This window comes from Rodentibacter sp. (genome assembly GCF_057314195.1).
The window spans coordinates 1-12,023 of the sequence record NZ_DBHLAM010000037.1 but is presented as its reverse complement, the minus strand read 5'-3'; the positions used below and the strand labels follow the sequence as shown (position 1 = coordinate 12,023).

Here is a 12,023-nt window from a genome sequence, read left to right as displayed (position 1 = left end):
TCTTCGGTTGATTTAAACTAAAATAGTACTGCATTTTTGCAAGATAAGTGATCTGCCCTAAGAGCTGGCGCAGATCACAAAGCCCTTAAATATTGAGCTCTGTATTATTCAGAGCTCAAATTTTTTCATTCGAATTAAATGCGTTTCTTGTTATAGCAACAAATACAGCCATATATTGTCCGCTCTCATTTATCAATGTCGGAATAAACCAACCTGTCCTTTTTATTAACGCGTTGACGATGTCTCTTTTTCTATCTGGCTTATGCTTGTTTAGTTTCTTGAGCTTTTTTAGACCACATACCCCAAATATGCGTCTAAGATAGGCTTGATGATGTGATGTATAAATTTGATTGAATAATCTTAGCCCATAAAAATCTGCACCTTAATGGGTTGATTTTACGGTTCAACTTTTGGGATGCAGAGTAAAAGGCTGTAGGTGTTAAGCGTGCGCTTAACCGATTTTTTTCTCAAGAGCTTTTAAGCGTTTATTAATACCATCAATGCCCAAAGTTAATGCCGCGGTCTTGCGCCATTCTTTGTTGGTTTGCAGTGGAATACCGGAAGAGTAAACGCCCGGTTCAGTAATCGGACGCATCACCATGCCCATACCGGTTACGGTGACTTTGTCGCAGATTTCCATATGCCCGTTAATCACGCTGGCGCCACCAATTAAACAATAACGACCAACAGTCAAGCTGCCCGCCATAATTACGCCGCCGGCCACCGCCGTGCCGGTACCGATATGTACGTTATGGGCGATTTGACAAAGATTGTCGATAATTACGTTGTCTTCAATTACCGTCGCATCCAACGCTCCCCGATCGATACAGGTACAAGCGCCGATTTCCACATTATTACCGATAATTACCTGCCCCACTTGCGGAATTTTAATCCAGCGCCCGCGATCGTTGGCATAGCCGAAACCATCGCTGCCAATTACTGCACCGGATTGAATTAAACAATTCGAACCGATTTCTACATCGTGATAAACCGTTACATTCGCCCAAAGTTGGGTACCGGCACCAATTTTGCTGTTTTTACCGATAAAGCAATTGGCGCCAATAATCACATTATCGCCTAATACGACTCCCTCTTCGAGCACCGCATTGGCGCCAATGGATACGTTTTTACCCAAAGATGCGCTGTCAGAAATAACCGCACTTGGTGCGATGCCTTGTGCCGCCTTCGGTGTACTATCCATATATTGTGCTAACATCGCATAAGCCACATAAGGATCTTTAACAATCAGTAAGTTACTTTCCGGTGCGCAAAATTCAACATCGGCTTCAGTCACTACCAAAATACCGGCTTGCGAATCTTTTAATAAAGGACGAAATTTAGCGTTGGAAATGAACGTGAGTTGATTGGATTGCGCTTTATCAAGAGGCGCGATATTTGCAATAACGACATCGGCGTTACCGCGAACGGTAGCGCCGATTTGATTAGCCAATTCTTGTAAAGAATAGGATTTTTGCATAACGAGAACCTATTATTTTTTCTCTTGTGCTTTTACTGTTGCCGGAATAGATTTCAATACTTCTTCGGTAATATCTTTGCCGTCCACAGCAAATACCACCGAGTTTGCATCAAGCACGTAAGTATAACCTTTAGCTTTGGCTAAATTGTTGGTCGCTACTTGGATGCTTTCTAACAATTTAGCACGCGCTTCAGTTTGACGTTTGTCGCTTTCGGCTTGGAATTCTTGCACTTTTTTATCATGCTCTTGCATTAATTTAGTAATTTCCGCATCTTCGCTCGCACCTAATTTATTGATTTCTTCTTCACGTTTTTGAATTTCGGCTTGACGTAAACGAGGGGCATCTTTTTGTAATTCGGCGACTTTAGCTTCAACTTTTTTCCGCGCTTCCACTATTTTTCCGTCGATATCTTTTTTGCTTGCCGTTAATTGGTCAACGGTTGGTTTTAATTCTGCATCTAATTGATCCGCAATCGCTTGACGGTCAGGATGGTTTTGGAATAAATAACCTGCATTAATGAAGGCGATGTTCTCATCTGCTGCAGCAAAGCCGGAAGCAAGAGCAAGACTTAAAGAAAGTGCTGTAATTTTTAAAACGTTTTTCATTGAAGTTTCCTTGTGTTTAAAGTAGTTTTAGGATGCCAGCACGCTACTGAAAGTAGCGCACTAGCGCTAGATTTTATCGAATAATATCAGACTTTGCTAGAACGAACCGCCGATACTGAATTGAAACTGCTCGATTTCGTCATCTTGATATTTTTTAATTGGTTTTGCGTAAGAGAAAACCAATGGCCCGATTGGTGACTGCCATTGCAAGCCCACGCCTGCAGAGGCTCGAATGCGGTTGGCTTTACTATAGTCGGGTAAATTCGGGAAACGCGCTTTATCTTGCTCTTTCCATTTGGTGTTCCAAACGCTCGCTGCATCTACAAAGAATGAAGTTCGCACCGAATTTTGACTTTTATCCGCAACAAACGGTGTAGGCACGATTAATTCCGCCCCGGCGGTGGCTATCGCATTACCGCCGATTACATCGGTATTGGGCACCCAAGCATTATTGTTCGGATCCCAATAAATTGCTTGCGGTCCTACCGCACCGTTTGCAAAACCGCGTAATGAGCCGATGCCGCCTGCAGTATAGTTTTGATAGAACGGTAAACGTTTACCGCCGAATCCATTTGCGTAACCTAAGCCGGCTTTACCGGAAACAACCCAACGGTGTTCGCGATCAAGAGGATAATAACCTTGGATATCCGCATTTAACTTATAGTATTTATTATCTGAACCCGGAGTCGTAACGTGCGCACCGATTCCTGCTTTAATCCCTTTAGTCGGGAAGTAGCCGCGATTGAGGCTGTTATAGTTCCAACCGAATGAGAAATCAAAGTCATTAGATTTAAACGATCTCGCATCGGCATCAATTCCCATCGATGTTAAATATAAACGACGATTATATTCTTCTCTAAAGCGGCTGATTTTATTATAAGTATAGCCCAATCCCACATAGTAGGAGTTATTTTCATTGACCGGGAAGCCCAATGTCACGTTACCGCCATAAGTTGTTCGTTTATAAGTCGAAGAACTGTCGCTGTTTGAATTGTCGTAGGTTTCATAGAAGAGGTTGCCACCTAAACTTACCCCGTCTTTCGTGAAATACGGTTCGGTATAACCGAGATTGATTATTGTGCCATAGTCGTTGCGCGAACCGGCTAAACCGAGCGCTGCACCCGTACCTAAGAAATTATCTTGTTTTATGCTAGCCTGATAACTGATACCGCTTTCCGTACCGTAACCCACACCGAAGTTGATGCTACCGGTATTGCGTTCTTTTACTTTATAGACTACATCAATTGCGTCGTTAACGCCTTCAATCGGTTCTGCGCGACTTTCGACTTCCTCAAAGAAACCGGTTCTATCTAAGCGAATTTTACCTAATTCGACCAATTGAGAGTTATACCAAGCTCCTTCCTGCTGGCGCATTTCTTGGCGTAATGTGCTATCCGCCGAAACGGTGTTGCCTTCAAATTTCACCTGACGCACGGTTAAACGACGTCCTGCATCTACAACATAAGTTACTGCAACGGTTTTGTTTGCTTCATCAAAAGTTGGTGCGGTGCTCACCGCTGCACTGCCATAACCGCGTTCGCCTAATTTGGCTTTAATTGCGTTCTCAACCTCGTTCACTTCCGCCCGATTAAAGGTTTCGTTTAAGTGTAGTTCGTTTAATAAGGGCTGTAACTCTTCCGCCATTCCACCTAAGTTACCCACAATACGGGCGCCGGTTAAGTCGTATTTTTCGCCTTCATCAATGTCAATGGTGACATCCGCTTTAGTTTGCTTATCATTTAACTTAACATCACTATGTGTTACACGTGCTTTTGCATAGCCGTGATTTTGATAGTATGCCTGAATAGTTTGCAAATCTTTTTCAAATTGTGTGCCGTCAAATTTATTGCCCCACAATTTCCACCATGCATCCGGTTGTAATTCCATTTGTTCTTGCAGAGTGCTGGCAGAAACGTTTTGGTTACCATGAAACGTAACAGATTGCAATTTAGCCGTGTCATCTTCATCGATTTGAAGAGTAATTTCCGCGCGATTGTTTGGCAAAGTATTAACGATGGCCTCCACTTTGGCATTGTAACGACCTACGCTTTTGTAGTGTTCTCGCACTCCCTTCACAAACTCATCCAATTTGGCACGATTCAGTACATCGCCGGATTTGAAACCGTTCGCGTCCAAGTTTTGTTTTAACGCATCCGTTGGAATTAAAGAATTACCTTTAATCTGCACTTCGGAAATAATTGGTTTAGCAATTACGCTCACTACTAACACATCGCCATCTTGATAAGCTTTAACGTCGTCAAAACGACCACTTACGAATAGAGAACGAACAATATTCGCCATATCATTATCGGTAACACGTTGGCCGGAACGAACGGGCAAACTTGTATGAATTTGTTGTTCCAAATCGCCTTGAACGCCATCTACCCGAACATCTTTTGCGACGAAAGACGCAGCAAACACACTTGTTGTCGTACCAAATAATAAACTTGCGATTAGACGTTTTTTCATCGACTGTATCCTATTACAATTAAAATTTATAAACGTAAGAAATCATTGAAGAGCGCGAATACCATAAGAGTTAATAGTAGCACCGCACCAACGCGATAACTTAAATTTTGTACCCGTTCGGAAACGGGGGTTCCTTTGATGCCTTCCGCCGCCAAGAAAACCAGATGACCGCCATCTAATACCGGCAACGGAAATAAATTCATAATACCTAGATTGACGCTGATTAATGCCATAAAATTTAAAAAATAGACGAATCCGATACCGGATGACACTCCCGCGCCTTTGGCGATAGAAATCGGGCCGCTCAAATTGGTTAAAGAAATATCGCCACTAAATAATTTACCGATAACTTTTATAGTTAACCAAGATAATTGTGCGGTTTTTTCTACGCCCTTAGATAGGGCGCCAAGAATACCATATTTTAATTCGGTTCGATACTGTTCGCCCACATTTAAAAAAGTTGGACTTACGCCGACAAACCAACGATCTTCTTTTTGCTCAGGCTGTAACGTTTTGTCAAAAATTTGCCCGTCACGTTCAATTTTGATTTTAAACGCTTGTCCTTGTTCGACCTGTTTGACAAAGTCTTGCCATGAAAATGCGCTTAAATTATCCATTAAAATTTTATCGCCTACCATTAATCCTGCTTGTTGCGCTGGCGAATTATCGACTACTTTGGATAACGTCATATCTACTTTGGCGCGCACGGGATTCATTCCTAAAGATTCAAACGCCGTTTCTTTTTCCGGATCAAATTTCCAGCCGGATAAATTGAGTTGTTTTTCTTGCGTGACGCCCGAACCCAAAGGTGAAACCGAAATTTCAACCTGCTTATCTCCTAATTTTGCCGCCAACAGCATATTAATGGTTTCCCAATCTGACGTATTTTCGCCATCAATTGCGATAACTTGCGAATTTGGTTCGATACGAGCTTGAGCGGCAATAGAATTCGGTGTGACATTTTCAATTACCGGTTTGATCGTCGGAATACCGATGGAATAAATCACCCAGTAGGCCGCAATTGCAAATAGAAAATTAGCCAAAGGCCCTGCGGCAATAATAAAGGCGCGTTGTCGCACGGTTTTTTGGTCAAAGGCTTGCGATTTTAGTTCAACGGGCACCTCCTCAGCACGTCCGTCAAGCATCTTCACATAACCACCCAACGGGATGAGCGACAAGGCGAACTCGGTGCCTTGCTTGTCAATGCGGTGCCAAATTACCCTGCCGAAACCGATGGAAAAACGCAACACTTTAACACCGCACTTGCGCGCTGCCCAAAAGTGACCGTATTCGTGAATTGCCACTAATACCGAAATCGTAATCAGAAATGAACCGAGAGACCACAAAAACGACATTGACAATCCTTACAATAAAAAGAAATAAAAGTATGTAAAGAACGGTACCGCAGCAGTTAAGCTGTCAATGCGGTCCAAAATTCCACCATGACCGGGAATTAACTGGCTGCTGTCTTTAATGCCTGCTTCGCGCTTAAACATACTCTCCGTTAAATCGCCCAATACGGAAATCGCCACGGTCGCCACAGAAAGCACGATGAAACCGCTCATGTTGCGTTCGCCTAATAAGGTTTCGCCGGAAAAATGCAGAAAAATAAAAGCCAGGAATACTGCTGTAAGCAAACCGCCCAACACGCCTTCCCAAGTTTTTCCCGGAGAGACTTTCGGCGCCAATTTGTGTTTACCGAACGCGCGACCTGCAAAATATGCACCGGAATCCGCCGCCCATACAAGGACGAACACGTAAAGCAATAAAAACAAGCCGTGATGTGCATCTTGCGTGTAACGTTCCAAACGTAAACGGAGCACCGCTGCAATAAAAGGAATTAATGTCGAAAACGCAAACAAAAGTTGCAGCGGTTTATTTTTGCTCCAGAATTTTGCAGAAAGGGGATAAGTTATCACTAGCAATAGCGCAAGTCCCCACCAAGCAACGGAATTAATTAATAAAAGTGGCAAATAATTTTCAAATACGCGACCGGCATCAAGATAATTTCCTTCCGTATAAAGCCACAGGAACACAAATGAACCCAAGAAGGCCGCCAGACAAAAACGCACTAAAGGCTGTTTAAATCGGGCGAATTGCGTCCATTCCCACATCCCTAATGTTGCGACCAAGCCCAATGCCAAGGCAAAGTAGAAAGGGGTAAATAAAAATAAAGCGCATAGGACTAAAGCAATCAGCACAATCGCCGATAACACACGTTCTTTAAGCATAATTTCTCCACTTACTCTGTCCCGCCAAAGCGACGATGACGTTGTTGATAGCTGGCAACCGCCCGATTAAAATCTTTTTCGCCGAAGTCCGGCCATAACACATCCAAAAAACACAATTCCGCATAGGCGATTTGCCACAATAAAAAGTTGCTAATGCGCTGTTCCCCGCTGGTACGAATCAGCAGATCTACCGGCGGTTGATGCTGTGTCACCAAATGCTGCTGGAAAGTCTGCTCGGTAATCTCTTCCGGCACCATTTCATGGTTTTTCACTTTTTCCGCCAACTGCTGTGTCGCTTGTACGATGTCCCAACGTCCACCGTAATTGGCGGCAATATTGAGCGTCAATGCGGTGCTATTTTCAGTGAGCATTTCAGCCTTGGCGATTTTTTCCTGTAACTTTGCACTAAAACGCGAGGTGTCGCCGATAATTTTTAAGCGAATATTATTTTTGTGTAATTTTTTCACTTCCCGATCAAGCGCCTGCATAAACAGTGTCATTAAGGCGCTGACTTCCTGCTCGGGGCGATTCCAGTTTTCGCTGCTAAAGGCATAAAGTGTCAATACTTTTACGCCGATTTGTCGCGCATAGCTGACTGCGCGACGCACTGCGCCGACGCCGTTTGTGTGGCCGAAAATGCGCAATTTATTTTGCTGTTTTGCCCAGCGCCCGTTGCCGTCCATAATAATGGCGACGTGTTCGGGGATGTTATTCTTGTCGAGTTCTATCATAAAAACGTTATAAATTTTGACCGCATTTCAAACGGCCTGCGATCAACTGTTCGGCAATTGTGCGTGCCTGCGCATCGACTGCCAGTACATCATCGATGCTTGAAATCGTCGAACTTGGCATTTTTTCTACGACATTTTGATTGATGCGCGCGATCTCGGTGAATCCAATGCGGTGCTCTAGAAAGGCTCCAACTGCTATTTCATTCGCCGCATTCATCGCCGTGGTGGCATATTGCCCGGCGGCAAAAGCCTCTATCGCGAGTTTTAAATTCGGGTAGCGGTTAAAATCCGGCTCAATAAATGTCAGCTCTTTGATTTTAAAGAAATCCAAAGGTTCGACGCCGGCAAGCGTGCGGTTCGGATAAGCCATAGTTTCGGCAATCGGCGTGCGCATATCCGGGTTGCCCATTTGCGCGATAACGCTGCCGTCGATATAACGCACCATAGAATGAATAATGGATTGCGGGTGAATGATCACTTCCATTTCATCAGCGGCCGCATTAAACAGCCAACGGGCTTCAATGTATTCCAGCCCTTTGTTCATCATCGTGGCGGAATCTACCGAAATTTTCTTACCCATAGACCAATTCGGATGCGCTACGGCTTGTTCCGGCGTAATCGTATCAAATTTGGCAAGCGGCGTGTAACGAAAAGGCCCGCCTGAACCGGTCAGCACGATTTTACTGATGCCGAGTTCTTGTAACGGACAAAAACCGATTTTTTGTTGTGCCTGCGGCGGCAAAGATTGGAAAATTGCATTATGTTCGCTATCCACCGGCAATAATTGCGCGCCGTGCCGTTTCACCGCGTCAATAAAAATTTGACCGCAAGTTACCAGCGCTTCTTTATTTGCTAATAAAACACGCTTGCCGGCTTTCACGGCGGATAAGGTTGGAAGCAGCCCTGCCGCGCCTACAATCGCTGCCATCACTTGATCGGCTTCAGGATGAGCGGCTAATTCACAAATGGCTTGCTCTCCGCTTAATACTTCCGTTGGACAGCTCAGTGCGGTGAGTTTTTCGCGTAATTTTTTCGCCGCCGTTTCGTCATTCAATGCAGCAAAGTGCGGTCGAAATTTTATGCATTTTTCCAGCATGGCCTCCGCATTTTTTCCACCGACCAGCGCAAACGCCCGATACTTATCCGGATTGTGTTCGATGACGGACAATGTGCTTTGCCCGATTGAGCCGGTTGCCCCTAAAATCACAATATTTTGTTTTTGCATAAAATCTTGACCGCACTATTGTAAATAGGAAAATAGAACAAGGGCAGACGCTAGGGTCGATTAATTGACCTAGGATCTGCCCCAATCATCGGTTCTGAAAATTAAAAATCCATCAATTCTTTTTCTTTATCCGCCAAAATTTCATCGACTTTTTTGATGTATTGGTCGGTTAATTTTTGAATAATGTCTTCTGCCTTGTGTTGATCGTTTTCGCTGATTTCTTTGTCTTTTAACAACGCTTTGATTTTATCGTTTGCATCGCGGCGCACATTACGAATCGCCACTTTACCCTGTTCGCCTTCACCTTTTACGATTTTAATTAAATCACGGCGACGTTCTTCCGTTAACGGCGGTAGCGGAACACGAATTGTTGTGCCGGCGGAAGACGGATTTAAACCTAAGTCAGAGGTTAAAATTGCTTTTTCCACCGCTTGAATCAAGGAACGATCGAACACAGTTACCGCCAATGTACGCGCATCTTCGGCAACTACGTTGGCTAACTGACGAAGCGGTGTCGCCGAACCGTAATAGTCCACTTGAATCGCATCCAGCAAACTTGGCTGGGCACGGCCGGTACGAATTTTAGCGATATGTCCTTTTAATGCTTCAAGGCTTTTTTCCATACGCTGTTCGGCATCTTGTCGAATTTCATTAATCATTACGCTGTCCTTTCTATTATCTGGCTAAAAATAAAACGCGAACGATTCTACTGGATTTTTAGCGATTTTTGAATTGTTTTGTTTATAACTTACCAACGAAAACTGAGAAACGCTAATCGCAAATATAATGTTTGGGTGCTAATTCGAATAGACATTAAATTCAACGGAAATTTATAGCCTACTTTGGGGATTTAATGGCCAATCCATTGATATTTAACAAAACCTGTAAAATATCAAATTTTGTTTAAATAGAATTGGGCATTTCTTGCAAAGACTAGTTAAGAGAGTAGAATACCGCCGGCTATAACTATAAATTACTAAAGAATCATATGGAGGTGTTCTATGTCAGATGTTAAACATTCTTCGACCATAGCATTAACTCCAGTCGAAGTAACCGACTTCGCAGAAAGTGCGGCAGTCTACAAAGCGAAAAAACGTCCGTTTCTTTCTTTTATGTCCGGTATCAGCGCCGGCGCTTGCATTGCGCTCGCATTTGTTTTTTACACCACAACTCAAACCGCGTCGGCCGGTGCACCATGGGGATTGACCAAATTAGTCGGTGGCTTAGTGTTTTCCATCGGAGTAATTATGGTTGTATTGCTCGGAGCAGAGTTGTTTACTTCATCTACGCTGACTTTTGTCGCTCGCGTGGGTGGGAAGATTACCACGTGGCAAATGATTCGTAACTGGATTATGGTTTATTTCGGTAATTTTGCAGGTGGTTTAATTATTGCGGTGCTGATTTGGTTTGGTGGTCAGACTATAGCGGCAAATGGCCAGTGGGGCTTAACAATTTTAGCGACAGCTCAACATAAAATTCACCATACTTGGTTTGAAGCATTTAATCTTGGTATCTTGTGTAACATTATGGTGTGCTTGGCGGTTTGGTTATCCTATAGCGGTAAAACCGTAACGGACAAGGCCTTTATTATGATTATGCCGATTGGTTTGTTTGTTGCGTCTGGTTTTGAACACTGTGTAGCGAATATGTTTATGATTCCAATGGGAATTATTACGGCACATTACAGTAGCCCCGAATTTTGGCAGCAATTAGGCATTGAAGCGGCTCAATATAGCGATTTAGATGTCTATCATTTTATTACCAAGAATTTAATCCCGGTAACGTTAGGAAATATAGTCGGAGGCGCGATTTGCGTCGGTTTATTTCAACGTTACTTGACTAAATCACATTAGCTAACGAATTGAAAATTTATTTTTATTAATTAACAAAGGAAATGACTATGTCAGAACTTAATGAAGCGCAAAAAGTAGCATGGGCCGGTTTTACCGCTGGTGATTGGCAGGAAAATGTCAATGTTCGTGACTTTATTCAAAAAAACTATACTCCTTATGAAGGTGACGATTCTTTCTTAGCCGGACCTACCGAAGCGACGACCAAACTTTGGGAAACTGTAATGGAAGGTATTAAAGTCGAAAACCGCACTCATGCGCCGTTAGATTTTGATGAACATACGCCATCAACCATTACTTCTCATGCTCCTGGTTATATCAATAAAGATTTAGAAAAAATCGTAGGTCTTCAAACTGATGCGCCTTTAAAACGTGCCATTATGCCATTCGGCGGTATTAAAATGGTGGAAGGATCATGTAAAGTTTACGGTCGTGAGCTTGATCCTGAAGTGAAAAAAATCTTCACCGAATATCGTAAAACCCATAACCAAGGCGTGTTTGATGTTTATACGCCGGATATTTTACGTTGCCGTAAATCCGGCGTGTTAACCGGTTTGCCTGATGCGTACGGCCGTGGCCGTATCATCGGCGACTATCGTCGCGTTGCCCTTTACGGTGTGGATTTCTTAATGAAAGATAAATATGCGCAATTCTCATCATTGCAAGAAAACCTTGAAAACGGTGTAGATTTAGAAGCAACGATTCGCTTGCGTGAAGAAATCGCAGAACAACACCGCGCGCTAGGCCAAATGAAACAAATGGCAGCAAGCTACGGTTACGATATTTCCAATCCTGCAACTAACGCACAAGAAGCCATTCAATGGATGTACTTCGCTTATTTGGCGGCAATCAAATCGCAAAACGGTGCGGCAATGTCCTTCGGTCGTACTGCAACCTTCATCGATATTTATATCGAACGTGATTTAAAAGCGGGCAAAATCACTGAAACAGAAGCGCAAGAATTAGTTGACCACTTAGTCATGAAATTACGTATGGTTCGTTTCTTACGTACTCCTGAATACGATCAATTATTCTCCGGCGATCCAATGTGGGCAACCGAAACCATCGCAGGTATGGGCTTAGATGGCCGTACATTGGTGACCAAAAATACCTTCCGTATCTTACACACCCTTTACAACATGGGAACTTCTCCGGAACCAAACTTAACCATTCTTTGGTCCGAACAATTACCGGAAAACTTCAAACGTTTCTGTGCGAAAGTGTCTATTGATACCTCATCTGTTCAGTATGAAAACGATGACTTAATGCGTCCGGACTTCAATAACGATGACTACGCAATCGCATGTTGTGTATCCCCAATGGTGGTGGGTAAACAAATGCAATTCTTCGGTGCGCGTGCAAACTTAGCGAAAACCTTGTTATACGCAATCAACGGCGGTATCGATGAAAAATTAGGTATGCAAGTTGGTCCGA

10 protein-coding genes are annotated in these 12,023 nt (G+C 43.4%); 2 read left to right on the top strand and 8 right to left on the bottom strand.

Features of this window, described 5'->3' with window-relative positions; translation table 11 throughout:
* Positions 1-451 precede the first annotated feature (451 nt).
* From lpxD to frr, 8 genes are all read right to left on the bottom strand, one after another.
* Complete coding sequence (gene lpxD / locus ACO59Y_RS05535) at positions 452-1,477, bottom strand: UDP-3-O-(3-hydroxymyristoyl)glucosamine N-acyltransferase (RefSeq protein ID WP_486131373.1); 1,026 nt, start codon at positions 1,475-1,477, stop codon at positions 452-454.
* Positions 1,478-1,489: 12 nt separating this feature from the next.
* A complete protein-coding gene (locus ACO59Y_RS05530) occupies positions 1,490-2,083 on the bottom strand; it encodes an OmpH/Skp family outer membrane protein (RefSeq protein ID WP_486131371.1) in 594 nt (197 codons plus the stop codon).
* A gap of 96 nt (positions 2,084-2,179) precedes the next feature.
* Positions 2,180-4,552, bottom strand: a complete 2,373-nt coding sequence (gene bamA / locus ACO59Y_RS05525) for an outer membrane protein assembly factor BamA (protein WP_486131369.1) — start codon at positions 4,550-4,552, stop codon at positions 2,180-2,182.
* 26 nt (positions 4,553-4,578) lie between these two features.
* On the bottom strand, positions 4,579-5,907 hold the full coding sequence (gene rseP / locus ACO59Y_RS05520) for a sigma E protease regulator RseP (RefSeq protein WP_486131367.1): 1,329 nt from the start codon (positions 5,905-5,907) through the stop codon (positions 4,579-4,581).
* A gap of 9 nt (positions 5,908-5,916) precedes the next feature.
* Entirely contained in the window at positions 5,917-6,783 is an 867-nt protein-coding gene (locus ACO59Y_RS05515) for a phosphatidate cytidylyltransferase (protein ID WP_486131365.1), read from the bottom strand.
* A gap of 11 nt (positions 6,784-6,794) precedes the next feature.
* Positions 6,795-7,514, bottom strand: coding sequence for a polyprenyl diphosphate synthase (gene uppS / locus ACO59Y_RS05510; protein WP_486131363.1), 720 nt, complete (start codon positions 7,512-7,514; stop codon positions 6,795-6,797).
* Positions 7,515-7,521: 7 nt separating this feature from the next.
* Positions 7,522-8,739 (bottom strand): 1-deoxy-D-xylulose-5-phosphate reductoisomerase, encoded by a 1,218-nt coding sequence (gene ispC, locus ACO59Y_RS05505; protein ID WP_486131361.1) that lies wholly within the window; start codon positions 8,737-8,739, stop codon positions 7,522-7,524.
* A 101-nt stretch (positions 8,740-8,840) separates the two neighbouring features.
* Positions 8,841-9,398, bottom strand: a complete 558-nt coding sequence (gene frr, locus ACO59Y_RS05500; RefSeq protein WP_373603731.1) for a ribosome recycling factor — start codon at positions 9,396-9,398, stop codon at positions 8,841-8,843.
* 342 nt (positions 9,399-9,740) lie between these two features.
* Here frr and focA point away from each other — a divergent pair, with 342 nt between their 5' ends.
* On the top strand, positions 9,741-10,592 hold the full coding sequence (gene focA, locus ACO59Y_RS05495; RefSeq protein WP_486131359.1) for a formate transporter FocA: 852 nt from the start codon (positions 9,741-9,743) through the stop codon (positions 10,590-10,592).
* 47 nt (positions 10,593-10,639) lie between these two features.
* A partial coding sequence (locus ACO59Y_RS05490; RefSeq protein WP_486131357.1) for a pyruvate formate lyase family protein occupies positions 10,640-12,023 on the top strand: 1,384 nt, incomplete at its 3' end.

What these genes read in the sequence shown, in the direction of transcription:
- lpxD (WP_486131373.1), bottom strand. Translation starts at nt 1,477, where the DNA reads ATGCAAAAATCCTATTCTTTACAAGAATTGGCTAATCAAATCGGCGCT.
- ACO59Y_RS05530 (WP_486131371.1), bottom strand. Translation starts at nt 2,083, where the DNA reads ATGAAAAACGTTTTAAAAATTACAGCACTTTCTTTAAGTCTTGCTCTT.
- bamA (WP_486131369.1), bottom strand. Translation starts at nt 4,552, where the DNA reads ATGAAAAAACGTCTAATCGCAAGTTTATTATTTGGTACGACAACAAGT.
- rseP (WP_486131367.1), bottom strand. Translation starts at nt 5,907, where the DNA reads ATGTCGTTTTTGTGGTCTCTCGGTTCATTTCTGATTACGATTTCGGTA.
- ACO59Y_RS05515 (WP_486131365.1), bottom strand. Translation starts at nt 6,783, where the DNA reads ATGCTTAAAGAACGTGTGTTATCGGCGATTGTGCTGATTGCTTTAGTC.
- uppS (WP_486131363.1), bottom strand. Translation starts at nt 7,514, where the DNA reads ATGATAGAACTCGACAAGAATAACATCCCCGAACACGTCGCCATTATT.
- ispC (WP_486131361.1), bottom strand. Translation starts at nt 8,739, where the DNA reads ATGCAAAAACAAAATATTGTGATTTTAGGGGCAACCGGCTCAATCGGG.
- frr (WP_373603731.1), bottom strand. Translation starts at nt 9,398, where the DNA reads ATGATTAATGAAATTCGACAAGATGCCGAACAGCGTATGGAAAAAAGC.
- focA (WP_486131359.1), top strand. Translation starts at nt 9,741, where the DNA reads ATGTCAGATGTTAAACATTCTTCGACCATAGCATTAACTCCAGTCGAA.